The organism is Streptomyces sp. NPDC048507 (genome assembly GCF_043199995.1).
Lineage (GTDB): Bacteria > Actinomycetota > Actinomycetes > Streptomycetales > Streptomycetaceae > Streptomyces.
In genome coordinates this window covers 399,779-415,121 of record NZ_JBICWZ010000001.1, presented here as the reverse complement: position 1 = coordinate 415,121, position 15,343 = coordinate 399,779, and the positions used below count along the sequence as shown (strand labels likewise).

The window sequence follows — 15,343 nt, the reverse complement described above, 5'->3', positions numbered from 1 at the left end:
TCTCGGAAGGGTGACAGAGCATGTGAACACGGGTTTCGAGCGCGGTACCGACGGCCCGAAGGTGATCCTCGCCGGAGTTGACGGATCCGATTCCTCGCTGCGGGCCGCCGCCTACGCGGCGGGGCTGGCCCGTCGGCAGAACGCGTTGCTGGCGCTGGTGTACGTCCAGCCGGTGATGCCGGCCGGCGCCTCCCTGGGGGTGCCGGTCGCGGACACCACCGGGGAGATCGCGGAGGGGATCGTGGCGGAGGTCCGCGCCTCCGCGGAGCGTCTCAGGGGCATCTTCGAGGTGCGCTGGCAGTTCCACACCTTCCGCGGGGACCCGTACGCGGGGCTCGTGGCGGCGGCGGAGGAGCTGACGGCGGACGCCGTGGTGGTCGGCGCCTCGGAACAGGCGGGCCACCGCATCGTCGGCTCGGTGGCCGTGCGCCTGGTCAAGGCGGGCCGGTGGCCCGTCACCGTCGTCCCGTAGCGGCGCCTTCCCCGCCTGCGGGCCACCGCTCAGCGGGCGGCGGCCCGCAGGCCGTCCCCGGCCGCGCCGCGGCTGAGGACGGCCTCCGAGACGGCCTCCCGCGCGGTCTCGTACCCCTCGTTGCCGGGGTCCTCGGCCAAGGCGGCCGGAAGGTCGACGATCCGGCCCGTGGACAGGTCCATCATCTGGGGCACGAACTCCGCCTTCGTCACCTGCCAGCGCTGCCCGGGGGCGGCGGGCGGGGCGAAGGTGAAACGGCCGATGGAGCCGTAGTTGCCGCGCATGTCACGGGCGCCCGAGTAGTTGAACATCTCCCCGGCGACCTGGTCGCCCATCCCGTAGACGACCCAGGTCCCGTTGACCTTCTCGTAGGCCTGCGGGATGTGGGCGTGCGTGCCGAGGATCATGTCCACGTCCGGCCGGCCGCCGGTCTGCGAGGCGGTCAGCGCCTTGCCGAGGGAAAGCTGCGTCTCGTCCGGTTCGGTCTGCCACTCCGTGCCCCAGTGCAGGCTGACCAGCACGACGTCCGCACCCGCCCGGCGGGCGGCCCGCGCGTCGGCGACGATCCGGTCCTGGCGCATGAGGTTGACCGCCCACGGCTGTCCGTCGGGCATGGGGTAGCCGTTGGTGTCGTAGGTGTACGCGAGGTGCGCGACCTTCGCGGAGCCCGCCGTGTAGAGGGTGGTCCGGGCGGCCTCCGCGGCGGTCCGGGCGGATCCGGCGTGACCCAGGCCGACCTTGTCGAAGCGGTCCAGGGTGCGCGCGAGGCCCTCGCCGCCGTCGTCCAGGGTGTGGTTGGAGGCGGTGGAGCAGCCGTCGTACCCGGCGTCCTTCAGCGCGTCGGCCACCGAGGGCGGGGAGACGAAGGCGGGGTAGCCGCTGAACGGCCCGCCGTCCTCGCCGTAGATCGTCTCCATGTGGCACAGGGCGAGGTCGGCCGCCGAGACCAGGGGTTTGACGGCGGAGAACATGGGCCGGAAGTCGTAGCCGTCGCCGCCGGCGTCCTGGGCGGCGCGGGTGATGATCGAGGTGTGCGGCAGTACGTCGCCGCTCGCGACCAGGGTGAAACCGCGGGCCGCGGCGGGCGTGGCGCCACCCTTGGGACCGGCGGTGCCGGCCGTGCCCGCGGGGGCCGCGGCGGAACCGAGGTGGGCGGGGGCGGATGCGCGGGGCGCGGCGGAGCAGGCGGCGGCCGCCGGGGACAGCAGGAGGGCCGACAGGAGCGCGAGGGCCTGCCGGGTGCGCTTGGTCATCTGTCCAGCCTTTATTTGTAGGACTATCGGACATTCCGAAATCCACAAGAGAAGGCATCGCAAGTCAAGGACCGGGGCCGCCTCCCGGCCGGGCCCCACCCCGACGGCGTACGTCCGTTCACCGTGCCGTTCGACCGTTCGTCGCCCGCCACGGCCGCCCACCGGACGACCCGGGTGGTTGGGCGCAACAGCGCGGCCCGACGGTTCCCGGGCAGCTCCGCGCAGGTGAGGGTGGGTGGAACCCCGCGCACCGGAAGGAGCCACCGTGCCGCTCTCCCCCACGCTCCAGCGCACGCAGCCCGAGGCGCTCGCCGCGCTCCAGCGCGAACACGGGCGGGCCCTGTTCGGTTTTCTGCTCGGACTCACGGCAGGGGACGCCCAGCGCGCCGAGGACCTCGTCCAGGAGACCCTGGTACGGGTCTGGCAGCATCCGGAGGTGCTCGACACCGGGCACGAGTCCATGCGGCCCTGGCTGTTCACCGTCGCGCGCCGGCTGGCGATCGACGCCCGCCGCGCCCGGCTGTCCCGGCCCCAGGAGGTCGACCCCGACGGCCTGGAACAGGCACCCGCGCCCGAGGACGCGGTGGCGGGCTCGGTCACCGCCATCGACGTCCGCCGGGCGGTGGGCAGCCTGGGCCCGGAGCACCGCGAGGTGCTGATGCAGGTCTACTTCCGGGACCGCTCGGTGGCCGAAGCGGCGGCGGAGCTCGGCATTCCGGCCGGAACGGTCAAATCCCGTACGTATTACGCCCTGCGCGCCCTGCGCAAGGGCCTCCAGGGGTACGGGCTCGGCGCCTGAGGGCGGGGCCGCCGCCCCGTCGCACGCTCCGGCCGCAGTGGAGAACCACTCAAGGAACGCCCGCCGTGCGCAGGAACCGGACACGGACCGCACCGATATCGGCACCAGTCCGTTCAAGTTGAGTAAACATCCTCCGTTCCACGAGGCGGCCGGTGAAGGCTCGTGGACGACGGCGGGACGCTCGACGCGCGGGAGAAGGTGGAACGGTGCAGCCCGAGGGTATGAACGGCACCAGTGACGGCGGACTGGCCGTGCCCATGGCATGGCTCTACGCGGAGTACATCGCGGACGAGCTGCTGCGCACGGGACGGCTGATCCCGGTGAGCACGCTGGAGTTCCGGGCCGGGCGGGACACGCTCGCGCTGACGATCTACCTCTCGGACGCGGCCGGTGAGCTCTCCGGGATCCGGGTGGTCTCGCAGCTGGAGGAGTGGCTCTCCCTGACCGCGTACGGCCATCCGTGGCGGGACTGGGTCGACACCCGCTTCCTGGCCCTGGGCGAGGAGGCCCGCGAACGCGGCGGCGCCGAGGACCCGGACCTGGAGCTGGCCCGGGCGGCCTGGCGCTGGCTGGACCGCACCGAGCTGTTCGCCACCAACCTCGACCCCGGCCGCCACGGCCACGCCGACGATCCGGCGGGCCTGGACGAGAACGCCCGCGTGTGGACCCCGGCCTGGCAGCTCGGCCTCCCCCTGGGCCACCTGGCGATGCACCTGTTCTGAGCCCGGGCGGCGCTCAGCCGGGGGACGGGGGCTCGGCCGGGTCCGTCACCAGGCCGGTGAAGTCGGCCTCGTTGCGCTCGCACCGGCCCACGTACCAGCGGGCGATGAGCCACATCACCGGGTACGCCACCAGCCCGAGGGCGGCCCAGACCACCGGGCCCGCGACCGTCCGGGGCAGCAGGAAGGCCAGCGGCAGCAGCCCGAGGAGCAGGGCCAGGACGGCCAGGGCGGCCAGGGCGGCCCGGAGCTGGCCGCGCATCAGGGCCCGTACGTAGGTGGCCCCCAGGGTGGTCTGCTCGGAGATCTCCGAGCGGGCCGGGGTGTGCGCGGGCGGCCGGCGGCGGTTGCCCCGGGGCACTCCCGTGACGACCTCCCGCCGCGGCGGCGGGCGCTGCTGGTCCTGCGACATGCTGCCGGATTCTATGCGCCGCCCGGGCGCGTGCGGAGGGCTCCTCCGGCGGGCCGCTGCGGCGGGCCGCCGCAGCGGGCCGCCGCAGCGGGCCGCCGCAGCGGGCTCCCCCAGCCGGCTACTTCAGCAGCCGGGAGAGCCTGCGGTCCGCGAGCGGCTTGCCCCCGGTCTGGCAGGTGGGGCAGTACTGGAGCGAGGAGTCGGCGAACGACACCGAGCGGACGGTGTCCCCGCACACCGGGCACGCCTCCCCCGCCCGGCCGTGCACCCGCAGCCCGCTCTTCTTCTCCGCCTTGAGCTGCCCCGCCGCCAGTCCGTGGGCCCGTTCGACGGCCCCGCGCAGGGTGTCCCCGAGCGCCTCGTAGAGGTGGGTGACCTGCTCCTCGTCGAAGGAGGAGGCCAGTTTGAAGGGGGAGACCCGGGCCGCGTGCAGGATCTCGTCGCTGTAGGCGTTGCCGATGCCCGCGATCACGCTCTGGTCGCGCAGGACGCCCTTGATCTGCCGCCGCTCGTCCGCCAGCAGCGCGGCGAAGGCGGCCCGGTCGAAGCCCTCCGCAAGCGGATCGGGACCCAGCCGGGCGATGCCGGGAACTTCCAGGGGATCGCGCACCACGTAGACGGCGAGGCGCTTTTGGGTGCCCGCCTCGGTGAGGTCGAAGCCGCCGCCGCCCTCCAGTACGAGGCGCAGCGCCAGCGGCCCCTTGCCCGGCCGGGGCGGCGCGGCGGGCAGGGCGTCCTGCCAGCGCAGCCAGCCGGCCCGGGCCAGGTGCGTGACGAGGTGGAGGCCGCCGATGCCGAGGGCCAGGAACTTGCCGTACCGGGCGACGGGGCCGGCCGGCTGTCCTTCGAGGGCGGTGAGCGGGGGGTCGTACGTCTTGAGCACGCTGACGGCGAGCGGCAGGACGCGCTCGACGACCCGCCCGGCGAGGTGTTCGCCGAGGAACTCCCTCAGGGCCTCGACCTCCGGCAGCTCGGGCATCCTCCCAGCCTGCCGCGGCCCGCCGCGGAGCGCGACCCGGCGGCCCGGAACCGGCTCAGCCCATCACGAACTCGCACCACACGCACTTGCCGCTGCCCCGCGGCTCCACTCCCCAGCAGTCCGCCAGCCGGTCCACCAGCATCAGACCACGTCCCGACACCCCCGCGTCCCCGGCTTCCCGGCGGCGCGGCAGGGCACTGGAGCGGTCCTCCACCTCGACCCGGATCCGGCGCTCCGGGCCGGTCAGCACGCGCAGGGTCACGATCGCGGGGCCGTCGGTGTGCATCAGGGCGTTCACGATCAGCTCGTCGGCGACCAGCTCGATCTCGTCGGCCCGGCCGCGCGCGCCCCAGGCCCGTACGGCCGCGCCGATCATGTGCCGGGCGGCGACCAGTGCTTCGGGGTCCCCGGGCGCCACGTGCTGCTGGAAGCGGCCGCCGGCCTGCGGGGCGTCCTCGTCCCGGCGGCGCAGCAGGAGCAGGGCCATGTCGTCGTCGCCCCGGTCGTCGGCGACCTCGCACAGCCGGTCGGCGAGCCGCTGGAGGTCGGAGGACCCGTTGCGGACCAGGTCGGTGAGGAAGCGGATGCCGTCGTCCAGGTCCGCGCCGGGCTGTTCGACCAGTCCGTCCGTACAGAGCAGGAGCGTTTCCCCCGGGTCGAGCTCCACCGTGGTCACCGGGTACTCCAGACGGCCGAACTCGGCGGACAGCCCGAGCGGCATGCCGCCCTCCACCGGCAGCCGCCGGCAGTCCCCGTCCCGAGTCCGCAGCAGCGGGTCGAGGTGGCCGGCGCGGACGATCTGGAGGACGCCGGTGGAGAGGTCCGCCTCCGCGTAGGTGCAGGTGGCGAACCGGTCGGTGTCCAGTTCGTGCAGGAAGACGGAGGCCCGGGCGATCACGGTGGCGGGCGCGTGGCCCTCGGCCGCGTAGGCGCGCAGGACGATGCGCAGCTGTCCCATGACGGCCGCCGCGTGCGTGTCGTGTCCCTGGACGTCGCCGATGACCGCGCCGACGCGCCCGCCGGGCAGGGAGACGACGTCGTACCAGTCCCCGCCGATGTCCTGGCCCATCCGCGCGGACCGGTAGCGGACGGCGATCTCCGCGCCGGTGACGGCCGGAATGCGGCGGGGCAGCATCGCCTGCTGGAGACCCTCGGCGAGGTCGTGCTCCTGTTCGAGCAGCATCGCCCGCTGGAGGCTCTGCGCGATGCTGCTGCCGAGGGCGACGAGCAGGTTCCGCTCGTCCTGGGTGAAGCCGTCCTTGTCCTGGTAGAGGAGGCCGATCGCACCGATGGGCCGGGCCTGGGCGATCAGCGGCAGGTACGCGGCGGCCGAGATCCGCATGGCGGAGATCTTCGCCCAGAGGGCGGGGTAGTCGGCGGCGAACTCCTCCGCCGAATCGAGGAAGCGGGGCTGGAGCGAGCGCACGACCTCGCTCATGGGGTACTGCTCGTCGATGCGGGTGTAGCGGGTGCCGGGGACGAAACTGCCCTCCGGGCCTTCGGCCACCAGGTGGATCCGGCCGGCCTCGACGAGGCCCATGACCATGCCCATCGAGCCGAGCCGCTCCAGTCCGTGGGCGTCCCCGAGGGCGTCGATGACGTCCTTGACGGTGCGGGCGTGGGCCAGGGCCGCCGTGGTGCTCTCGACCACGGAGGTCTGACGGCGCCGCTCGTCGTCGAGTCCGAGGCGCTCGGCCGAGTGGCTGAGCTCCTCGGTCGCGTCACGGACGATGCCGATGATCCGGTAGGGGCGTCCGTCCCGGTCGCGCAGGACCCGGCCCTGGGTGTGGGTCCAGCGCGGGAGGCCGTCGCGGCAGCGGATGCGGAAGTAGGCGCCGTAGCTCTCGGACCCGCTCTTGAGGGCGCTGGAGACGAGGGCGTCCAGCCGGGCCGCCTCGACGGCGGGGACGCGGGGGCCCAGTGACTCGGGCCGCCCGTCGTACGCGTCGGCGGTGGTGTCGAAGACTTCGAGGGCGGCCGCGTCCATGTGCATGAGCCCGGTGACCAGGTCCCAGTCGAAACTGCCCATCCGGTTCAGGGAGAGCGACCGGTCCGGGTGCGCGGGCCAGTCCTCCGGCGGAGATGCGCTGCTCGGCACCGGTCCACCATGACACAGGGCCCGGCCGGGCGCCCCCCAGCTATGCCCCTGGCTCAGGCGCCCTCCGCGAAGGGCGCCTGCGCAGCCGCGGGCTGGTCGGCGGGCGGCTGGTCGGCGAACGGGCGGTCGGCGGGCGGCTGGTCGGCGGGCGGCTGCTGGTCCGGGGAGGCGAAGGGGTCGTACGTCTGCCCGTCCGGGGTGCGCGGCAGCTCCGGGTCGGCCGGGGCCCGGCGCGGCTGGTCGGGCGCGAGCGCTTCGCCGCCGGACGGGTCGGCGGGGTTCCCGGAGGGCGGCTGCTGCGGGGCGGCCGGGGTGTTCGGCGCGGCATCGGCGCCCGTACCCGTGCCCGTACGGGGGGCGCAGGGGGTGGCCGACGGGCCGGGGGCTCCGGGCGCGCCGGGCGCGCCGGGCGCGCCGGACCCGGACGGCGGAGCCAGTGGCGGAGCCTGCTCGTCCAGCGGCACACCGCGGGCGTCGAGCGGAGGTGCCTGCCCACCGAGGGCTGCCGACGGGTCCAGGGGCGGCGCGAGCTCGTCCAGCGGCACACCGCGGGCGTCGAGCGGAGGCGGCTGCTCGCCGAGGGGTGCGGCCGACGGGTCCAGGGGCGGCGCGAGCTCGTCCAGCGGCACGCCCCGGGCGTCGAGCACGGGCGCCTGCTCGTCCGGGAGGCCGGCCTGCGGGCCGGCGGGGGCGGCCGGTGCGCCGGGCGGTCCGGCCGCCGGAGGGGCGGGGGCTTCGTTGGCGCCGGAGGGCGGCGGCCCGGACGGCGAGCCGGGCGGGGGCGCCGACGGGGGTGCGGCCGGCGCCTTCGGCGGGGTGGTCCGGGCCAGGCTGTTGGCGTCCGGACCGGCGCAGGGGTCGGACGGGTCGGGCGGCGTGGCGGGGCCCTCGGGGATGCCCGCGGAGGGGTCGTAGGGGGGCGGCACCGCGGGAACCCGGTCCTGGGCCCCGTCGTCGCCGGTCTTGCGCTCGATCCAGGTGTTGTCGGCGATGTTCACGATGACCAGCCGGTTGACCGCCTCGACGGTCGGCTCGATGACGATGACCTGGTTGGGCTGGTAACCGTTCCACTGGTCGCCCTTGAGCACCGGGGTGCCCTTCGCGCCGAGCGGCGCGGCCAGCGGGTTGCCGCAGGCGCACCGGACCCGGGGCATGCCGTGGTCGTCGACGAGGACGGCCGTCCCGGCCTGGAGGACGGACTGGTAGCCGGAGGCCCGGCCGTCGAGGAAGCCGTGGTTGGTGATCCTGGTGTCCGCCCGCAGGACCACCGGGGTGAGCCCGCGCAGGAACTCCGGGATCTTCTCCTGGGTGACTCCGGCCGCCTCGGCGAAGGTGCGTGACTTGCCGTCATCGGCCGTGAGGAGGGTGACCTGGCGCTCGACGTCGCAGCTGCCGAGCCGGTTGGTGCCGCCGTACAGACCGGGGGTGGCGGCGCCCACCGTACGGATCCCACGGCCGCTCGCGTTGGGCAGCGGGGGCTGGACGGGCGCCGATTCGGCGGTGGCGGACGAAGGGGTGAAGGGGTCGGGGCCGGGGGCGCCGACGGGCTGGAGAGCGAGCTCCTGCGCTCCGGCGGCGGCTCCCTTGGTCTGTTCGGGCTCCGCGGTCGAGCAGCCCGCGGCGAGGAGGCCGACGACCGCCAAGAGGGCCGCGCAGGCCGGTACGTGACGGCGCGGCGCCTGACGGGGTGTCGGTGCGGGCACGTCATTCACGTCGTTCACGCTGCTCTCCCTTTTCGCCCCGATTGTTCTTGTCCTGTCTGCCGCATCTCCCGGGACGCCGCAACCGGAGCGCCGAAGCCCCACGAGCCTCCTCCTCCCGGACCCCGAAAGGATTGAACATGTTCAAGAAACGACGTAGGGTCACGATCGCCGGTTGAACGCGTTCAAAGGAGTGTGGCGTGACGGTGCTCGTGAACCTGGTGGTCGCCCTCGGGATGTGCTGCGCGGTCCCCCTGGGCCTGCGCCTGATCGATCCCGGCGGCCTGCGCCGCGCGGCCCGGCTCTGGCCGGCGGCGGCGCTGCCCGGCGTGCTGTGCACGTGGCTCCCGCGCGGACCGGCCGCCACCGCGCTCGCCGCGCTGTACGCGGCCGCCGCGCTGGCCCTGGCGGGGGCCGCCGTCGCCCGGTTCGGTCGCCTCCGGGGCGCCGGGTCCGGCGTGTGCGCCCCCGCCGAGACGGCCGTGCTGACGGCGCTCCTGTCGCCCTCGGTCGCCGCGAGCGCCCTGGTCGCGGAGCGGGCCGGGTACCGGCTGTTCGGCTTCGACCTGGACGTCCTGGCCCTGACCGTCCCGCACTTCCACTTCGCCGGGTTCACCGCCGCCCTGGTCGCCGGACTGGTGTGCCGGACGGCGCCCGGGCGGCGCGGGGCGCGCTGGGCCGCGTACAGCGTCCCGGCGGGGACCCTGCTCGTGCTCCTCGGCTACTTCGTCGACGACTGGGCCGAGCTGCTGGGCGCGGTGGTGCTGACCACGGGGATGTGGGCGGTGGCGCTGACGACCTGGCGGGAGGTGCGGCCCGCAGCGCGCGACCGGACCACCCGGGCGCTCCTGGCCGTCTCGGCCGTGGTGCTGGTGGCGACGATGCTGCTCGCCCTGTGGTGGGCGGCCGGTGAGGCCACCGGGATCGTCCACCCCACGCTGACCTGGATGGCCGCCACGCACGGCCTGGGCAACGCGCTCGGCTTCGCGCTGTGCTCGCTCCTGGCGTGGCGCAGGCTGGCCGCCGCGCCCGCCGGGCCCCCGGCTCCGCTGGTCCCCATGGCGCCCGCCGCGCCGTGACGGCTCCCCGGCAGACGCGCCGCCCGGCCGCGCACGGTCCACGACCTCCACGACCTCCACGACCTCCACGAACGGAGAACACCCCATGACCCGCCTGACCGGTGCCCGCCAGGAGACCCTCAACTACCCCGACCGGGGCGCGACCTCCGGCCGCCCGCTGCCCGCCGGGTACAACCACCTGCGCCACCGCGCCCGGATCGGCCGGGGCAGGCCCGCCTTCGAAGCCGCCGGGGCGGCCGTGACCACGTTCGTCGCCCACCGCGCTTCGGGCATGCGCGTGCGCACCGCCGCCGCCGACCAGGCGGCGGCCGTCCGGCCGGGCCTGCGGGTGGAGGTGGGGATGGGCCTCGGGCCGCTGCGGATCACCGCCCCCTGCGAGGTGATCTGGACCGCGTACGAGCCCGCCCGTACGGGTTTCGCCTACGGGACCAGGACCGGGCACCCGGCCCGCGGCGAGGAGTCCTTCGTCGTGGAGATCGACGACGACGGGGCGGTCTGGTTCACGGTGACGGCCTTCAGCCGCCCGGACCGCTGGTACACGCGCCTCGCGGGGCCGGTGCTGCCCCTGCTCCAGCACGCCTACGCGCGCCACCTCGGCCGCCACGTGCGCGCGCTGGCCGCCCGCGCCTGATACTGGAGGGGATGGACTGGTTCACGGCGCCCGGCTACTGGCTCGGCCGGCTGGTCTTCCAGCGGGCCCTGGCGGGCGTCTACGTCTGCGCGTTCGTCGCGGCCGCCCTGCAGTTCCGGGCGCTGATCGGGGCGCACGGGATGCTGCCCGTCCCCCGCTACGTGCGGTACGTGCCCTTCCGTCAGGCTCCGAGCCTGTTCCAACTGCGCTACGCGGACGGCCTCTTCGCGGGCTGCGCCTGGGCCGGGGCGGCCCTGGCGGCGGCGCTGGCGGCGGGCGCGGGGGACCTGCTGCCGCTGGGCGCCGCCATGGGGCTGTGGGCGGTGCTGTGGCTGCTCTACCTGTCGATCGTGAACGTCGGGCAGACCTGGTACTCCTTCGGCTGGGAATCCCTGCTCCTGGAGACCGGTTTCCTGGCGGTCTTCCTCGGCAACGCCCGGACCGGGCCGCCCGTGCTGGTGCTGTGGCTGCTGCGCTGGCTGCTGTTCCGGGTGGAGTTCGGCGCCGGGCTGATCAAACTGCGGGGCGACGCCTGCTGGCGCAAGCTCACCTGCCTCTACCACCACCATGAGACGCAGCCGATGCCGGGACCGCTGAGCTGGTTCTTCCACCATCTGCCGCGGCCCGTGCACCGGGTGGAGTGCGCGGCCAACCACGTGACCCAACTGGTGGTGCCGGTCGTGCTGTTCGCGCCCCAGCCGGCGGCCTCGTACGCCGCGGGGCTGATCGTGGCCACCCAGCTGTGGCTGGTGCTGTCGGGCAACTTCGCCTGGCTCAACTGGCTGACGATCACGCTCGCACTGTCGGCCGTCGACTTCACCGCGCTTGCGGGGGCGCCGCCCGCCGCCGCCTCGCGCGCGGCGCCGCTGTGGTTCGTGGTGCTGGTGTGCGCGGTGACGGCGCTGGTGCTGGTGCTGAGCCGGCATCCGGTGTCCAACATGATCTCGCCGCGCCAGGTGATGAACCGCTCCTTCGACCCGCTCCACCTGGTCAACACCTACGGGGCGTTCGGCACGGTGGGGCGGGTGCGCGAGGAGGTGGTCGTCGAGGGGACGGCCGATCCGGTGCCCCGCGAGGACGGCGCCTGGCGGGAGTACGGGTTCCGGGGCAAACCGGGTGACCCGCGGCGGCTGCCGCGCCAGTTCGCCCCGTACCACCTGCGCCTCGACTGGCTGATGTGGTTCGCGGCGCTCTCCCCCGCCTACGCCCGGGACTGGTTCGGGCCGTTCGTGGAACGGCTGCTGGCGGGCGACCGGGACACGCTGCGGCTGCTGCGCCACAACCCCTTCCCGGACGCCCCGCCGCTCTTCGTACGGGCCCGGCTCTACCGGTACCGCTTCACCACCCGGCGCGAACTGCGCGCGACGGGCGCCTGGTGGCACCGCACCCTGGTGCGCGAGTACCTGCCGCCGACCCGGCTGACGACCGGGCCGGGGGCGGTCCCGGACGGTTCAGAGGCCGAGTAGCAGGGCCTCCTGCTCGGCCGATATGCCCTTGCCGGGACGGTCGGGGCGCTGCGGGGCGACCCCGCCGAGCGAGGTGAGCCAGCTCCAGGTGTCGGCGACCGTCTCCTCGACGGGGCGGCAGCGCAGGCCCGCCGCCAGGACCTTGGAGACGTCCCCGCCGAACATGTGGTCGGCCAGTTCGCCCTCCGGGAGCCAGACCGGCAGTTCGGTCCAGGGCTGGACCCCCGCCTCCTCGATCACCGCGTCCGCCCTCCAGTGCGGCTCGGCGTCCGAGCCGGTGGCGGCCACGCAGGCGGCGAGGAATCCGCCCATGGTGGCGTGCCCGGTCGGCGAGACCACGTCGTAGGCGCCGCCGAGCCCGGCCGCCGCCGCGTCCAGGACCCAGTGGGCGAGGTCGCGCACGTCGACGTACTGGAGCGGCAGCCCGGGGCGGCCGGGGGCGACGAACGGGCCGCCGCGGGCGATCCGGTTCAGCCACCAGGGCAGTCGGCCGACGTTCTCGTACGGGCCGAGGATCAGCCCGGCGCGCGCCAGCAGGGCGCGGTCCCCGAAGGCGGCCTGCGCGGCGAGCTCGCCGCCGCGCTTGTCCTCGGCGTAGTCGGTGGAGCCGGCGTCGGGCGAACCCTCCACGACCGGCCCGTCCTCGGCGAGCCCGGCCGGGGCGGGGTAGACGTACACCGACCGGCTGGATATGTACGCGTACCCGCCGGCCCGGCCGGCCAGCAGGCGGGCGCTGTCGCGCACCGCGGTGGGGGCGCCGCCCCAGGTGTCCGCGACCAGGTCCCACTCGCCCGCGGCGAGGGCGTCCAGCCCGCCCGGAGCGGTGCGGTCCCCGTGGAGGGCGGTCGTGCCCGGCGGGGGCGCGTGGTGGCCGCGGTGGAAGACGGTCACCTCCCAGCCCCGGGCGAGGGCGTCTTCGGTGATCGCGCGCCCGACGAATTCGGTGCCGCCCAGCATCAGCAGTTTCGTGGTCATGGGTCGACAGTGCCGGGGCGGGGCGGCCCGGGGAAGGTGTGATCGCCGACAGCGATGACGCTCAGGGCGTACGCGCGGCGGGAACCCGGCGGGGCTCTCGGCACGGTCGGTGCCCGGAGGGCGGGTCCGGGCGTGCCGCGCCCCCGTCACCCTGGGGTGCGGGGGTGCGGGGGCGCGGTGGGCCGCCGGGCCCGGACGCCTAGTCGATGCCGGGCAGGATGTGCGGCTCCGCCAGGTCGTCCTCGTAGCCGGCCAGCCGGATGGGTGCGGAGCGGGCCCAGACCTCGAGACTTCCGAGTTCGTCGGACCGCGTGCTCGCCCTCCATCCCGTGCGCTCCATGGTCGGGTCTGTCTTGGTCATCTCAGTCACCGCGCACTCCCTTGTGTCGCGTAACCCGGCGGGCTCTTCCGCGTGCCGGATAGGGGAAATGAAGGTCTTCCGGACGCGGTGGCGCCATGGTGGAGCAGGGCCCGGGGTGGGGCTCCTTGCCGTTCAGGTTACACATATGAGCGGGGGCCCGCTCGATGGAACGGTAAAATCCGCGCTGGACCGCTCGTTTTCCCCCCGAGTTCAGGAAGTCGCCCACCGGCGTGTCCACCGGTGCTGGTCTGCTCGTGGGCGTTGGCGCGCGAGCGGGGACGACGGAGGGAGTCGCGGTGGCCAGGACTGGGGTACCCGCGTTCGGCAGTGTCGACGAGCTGATGGACCTTCTGCACGCCGGTCACGAGGCCCCGGACGCGGCTTCCCGCGACCTCGGACTACAGACTGCGGCGCTGCTGCGCCGTTCGCATCCGTTCGACAAGGAGCTCCAGGTGGCCGGACTGCTCCACGGGCTGGGGCGGTTGCTGGTCCCGGCGGGCTCCGGGCAGGCCCCGCAGCAGGGCTCGGAGGCGTCCCCGGACCCGGCCGAACGCACGGCGGAGGCGGTCCGCCCGCTGCTGGGCGACCGGGTCGCCCGGCTGCTGCGGCCGCAGGTCCGGGGCCCGCAGCCGCAGGCGGACGCGGAGGCGGATCCGGCGGCCGAGACCCTGCGGCAGGCCGCCCGGGCGGGCCGGGCGGCGGGGCTGGACGCGGGGGTGGTGGAGGACTGGCGCCCGGTGCTGGAACTCGTCGCCGCCGGGGCCTACCGGCTCTGAGGCGCAATACGCCCGAACGGGTGAGGGGGCGGACGGCTCGCGCCGTCCGCCCCCTCCTCGTCCGTGTTCCGCCGCCCGGCCTACCAGTTGGCGGGGGCGTAGTCCTTCAGGAAGACCCCGAAGAGGTCCTCGCCCGCTTCGCCCCGGACGATCGGGTCGTAGACGCGGGCCGCGCCGTCCACCAGGTCGAGGGGCGCGTGGAAGCCCTCCTCGGCGAGGCGCATCTTGTCGGGGTGCGGACGCTCGTCGGTGATCCAGCCGGTGTCGACGGCGGTCATCAGGATCTGGTCCTTCTGGAACATCTCCTGGGCGCTGGTGCGGGTCAGCATGTTGAGCGCGGCCTTGGCCATGTTGGTGTGCGGGTGGCCCGCCCCCTTGTAGCCGCGGCTGAAGACGCCCTCCATGGCGGAGACGTTCACCACGTAGCGGCGGCCGGCCTCGGCCGCGGCCATCGCCGGGCGGAGCCTGCTGATCAGGATGAACGGCGCGGTGGAGTTGCACAGCTGCACTTCGAGCAGCTCGATCGGGTCCACTTCGGACACCGTCTGGATCCAGCTGTTGGTGTCGTGCAGGTCCGGGACCAGGCCGCCCGCGTCGATGGCGGTGCCGGCCGCGATCCGGGCCGGGGTGGCGGAGCCGGAGAGCAGCGCGAGGTCGGTGACGTCCTGGGCGCTGAGCTTCTCGCCGTTGCCGCTGGGCAGCGCGGCGACACGGTCCACGGTGCCGCTGCCGAAGGTGCCGATGACCTCGGCGGAGGGCAGCTCGCCCGCCGGGAGCGGGGCGCTCTCGGCGGCGACGAGCTCGCTGTAGGCACCCGGGGAGCGGCGGACGGTCTGGGCCGCGTTGTTGATCAGGATGTCGAGCGGGCCCTCGGCGGCCACCGAGTCGGCGAGCGCCACGACCTGGGCCGGGTCGCGCAGGTCGATGCCGACGATCTTCAGCCGGTGCAGCCACTCGGAGCTGTCGGGCATCGCCTTGAAGCGGCGGACCGCGTCGTTGGGGAACCGCGTGGTGATCGTGGTGTGCGCGCCGTCGCGCAGCAGCCGCAGCGCGATGTACATGCCGATCTTGGCCCGGCCGCCGGTGAGCAGGGCGCGGCGGCCGGTCAGGTCGGTGCGGGCGTCGCGGCGGGCCCGGTTGAAGGAGGCGCATTCCTGGCAGAGCTGGTGGTAGAACGCGTCGACCTCGACGTACCGGGTCTTGCAGATGTAGCAGGAGCGCGGGCGCTGCAGTATTCCGGCGATCGGGCCCTTGGTGGCGGTGCTCAGCGCGTTGCCCTGGGTCTCGTCGTCGATGCGTTCGGCGGAGCCGGTCGCGGTCGCCTCGGTGACGGCCTTGTCGTTGGCGGTCTTGGCGGCGCGGCGCTCCTGGCGGCGGCGCTGCTTGACCGTGCGGTAGAGGCCGGCGGTGGCGCGGCGGACGGTGACGGCGTCGGGGTGGTCGACGTCGATCCCGTCGAGCTCGTCGAGCACGCTGAGACAGAGGGCCAGCCGCTCGGGGTCGATGCCCGGCCCGTACGCGTGGTTGTCTTCGGTCACCGTCATGGCCGCTGCCGTTCCCTGTTCGCTCGTCCGCGTCCGCCTGCTGCGGAACTCCCCAAAACCGCTACTGTACGGAGCCGAC

15 protein-coding genes are annotated in these 15,343 nt (G+C 74.7%); 7 read left to right on the top strand and 8 right to left on the bottom strand.

The window, feature by feature from the left end:
* Nucleotides 1–10 precede the first annotated feature (10 nt).
* Nucleotides 11–472, top strand: coding sequence for a universal stress protein (locus ACGFXC_RS01915; RefSeq protein WP_393708507.1), 462 nt, complete (start codon nt 11–13; stop codon nt 470–472).
* A 29-nt stretch (nt 473–501) separates the two neighbouring features.
* On the opposite strand, the gene ACGFXC_RS01910 is transcribed toward ACGFXC_RS01915, so the two are convergent.
* Nucleotides 502–1,725, bottom strand: a complete 1,224-nt coding sequence (locus ACGFXC_RS01910) for a CapA family protein (protein WP_393708505.1) — start codon at nt 1,723–1,725, stop codon at nt 502–504.
* A 265-nt stretch (nt 1,726–1,990) separates the two neighbouring features.
* Here ACGFXC_RS01910 and ACGFXC_RS01905 point away from each other — a divergent pair, with 265 nt between their 5' ends.
* Both ACGFXC_RS01905 and ACGFXC_RS01900 read left to right on the top strand, forming a co-directional pair.
* Nucleotides 1,991–2,524, top strand: coding sequence for a sigma-70 family RNA polymerase sigma factor (locus ACGFXC_RS01905; RefSeq protein ID WP_393708503.1), 534 nt, complete (start codon nt 1,991–1,993; stop codon nt 2,522–2,524).
* 221 nt (nt 2,525–2,745) lie between these two features.
* Complete coding sequence (locus ACGFXC_RS01900; protein ID WP_393709585.1) at nt 2,746–3,246, top strand: hypothetical protein; 501 nt, start codon at nt 2,746–2,748, stop codon at nt 3,244–3,246.
* A gap of 13 nt (nt 3,247–3,259) precedes the next feature.
* On the opposite strand, the gene ACGFXC_RS01895 is transcribed toward ACGFXC_RS01900, so the two are convergent.
* The 4 genes from ACGFXC_RS01895 to ACGFXC_RS01880 form a co-directional block, all read right to left on the bottom strand.
* Nucleotides 3,260–3,655 carry a hypothetical protein gene (locus ACGFXC_RS01895; protein ID WP_393708502.1) on the bottom strand — a complete coding sequence of 132 codons (396 nt, stop codon included), beginning with the start codon at nt 3,653–3,655 and terminating at the stop codon, nt 3,260–3,262.
* Nucleotides 3,656–3,773: 118 nt separating this feature from the next.
* Nucleotides 3,774–4,634, bottom strand: coding sequence for an Fpg/Nei family DNA glycosylase (locus tag ACGFXC_RS01890; protein WP_393708500.1), 861 nt, complete (start codon nt 4,632–4,634; stop codon nt 3,774–3,776).
* Between the two features lie 55 nt (nt 4,635–4,689).
* Nucleotides 4,690–6,750: a SpoIIE family protein phosphatase gene (locus ACGFXC_RS01885; protein ID WP_393709583.1), complete on the bottom strand. Its 2,061-nt coding sequence runs from the start codon at nt 6,748–6,750 to the stop codon at nt 4,690–4,692.
* Between the two features lie 35 nt (nt 6,751–6,785).
* Nucleotides 6,786–8,453, bottom strand: a complete 1,668-nt coding sequence (locus ACGFXC_RS01880; RefSeq protein ID WP_393708498.1) for a DUF6777 domain-containing protein — start codon at nt 8,451–8,453, stop codon at nt 6,786–6,788.
* A 179-nt stretch (nt 8,454–8,632) separates the two neighbouring features.
* Here ACGFXC_RS01880 and ACGFXC_RS01875 point away from each other — a divergent pair, with 179 nt between their 5' ends.
* The 3 genes from ACGFXC_RS01875 (at nt 8,633) to ACGFXC_RS01865 (ending at nt 11,608) form a co-directional block, all read left to right on the top strand.
* Nucleotides 8,633–9,511: a YndJ family protein gene (locus tag ACGFXC_RS01875; RefSeq protein ID WP_393708496.1), complete on the top strand. Its 879-nt coding sequence runs from the start codon at nt 8,633–8,635 to the stop codon at nt 9,509–9,511.
* A gap of 85 nt (nt 9,512–9,596) precedes the next feature.
* Nucleotides 9,597–10,142 (top strand): DUF1990 family protein, encoded by a 546-nt coding sequence (locus ACGFXC_RS01870; RefSeq protein WP_393708494.1) that lies wholly within the window; start codon nt 9,597–9,599, stop codon nt 10,140–10,142.
* Between the two features lie 11 nt (nt 10,143–10,153).
* Nucleotides 10,154–11,608, top strand: coding sequence for a lipase maturation factor family protein (locus ACGFXC_RS01865; RefSeq protein WP_393708493.1), 1,455 nt, complete (start codon nt 10,154–10,156; stop codon nt 11,606–11,608).
* Here the strand turns inward: ACGFXC_RS01865 and ACGFXC_RS01860 are convergent.
* On the bottom strand, nt 11,594–12,583 hold the full coding sequence (locus tag ACGFXC_RS01860) for an NAD-dependent epimerase/dehydratase family protein (protein ID WP_393708491.1): 990 nt from the start codon (nt 12,581–12,583) through the stop codon (nt 11,594–11,596). The two genes, ACGFXC_RS01865 and ACGFXC_RS01860, sit on opposite strands and share 15 nt — an antisense overlap.
* A gap of 199 nt (nt 12,584–12,782) precedes the next feature.
* Nucleotides 12,783–12,953 (bottom strand): hypothetical protein, encoded by a 171-nt coding sequence (locus tag ACGFXC_RS01855; RefSeq protein ID WP_167456775.1) that lies wholly within the window; start codon nt 12,951–12,953, stop codon nt 12,783–12,785.
* A 332-nt stretch (nt 12,954–13,285) separates the two neighbouring features.
* Here ACGFXC_RS01855 and ACGFXC_RS01850 point away from each other — a divergent pair, with 332 nt between their 5' ends.
* Nucleotides 13,286–13,720, top strand: coding sequence for a hypothetical protein (locus tag ACGFXC_RS01850; RefSeq protein WP_393709582.1), 435 nt, complete (start codon nt 13,286–13,288; stop codon nt 13,718–13,720).
* An 80-nt stretch (nt 13,721–13,800) separates the two neighbouring features.
* Here ACGFXC_RS01850 and ACGFXC_RS01845 read toward each other — a convergent pair whose 3' ends face one another.
* Complete coding sequence (locus tag ACGFXC_RS01845; protein WP_393708489.1) at nt 13,801–15,264, bottom strand: SDR family NAD(P)-dependent oxidoreductase; 1,464 nt, start codon at nt 15,262–15,264, stop codon at nt 13,801–13,803.
* Nucleotides 15,265–15,343: the final 79 nt, after the last annotated feature.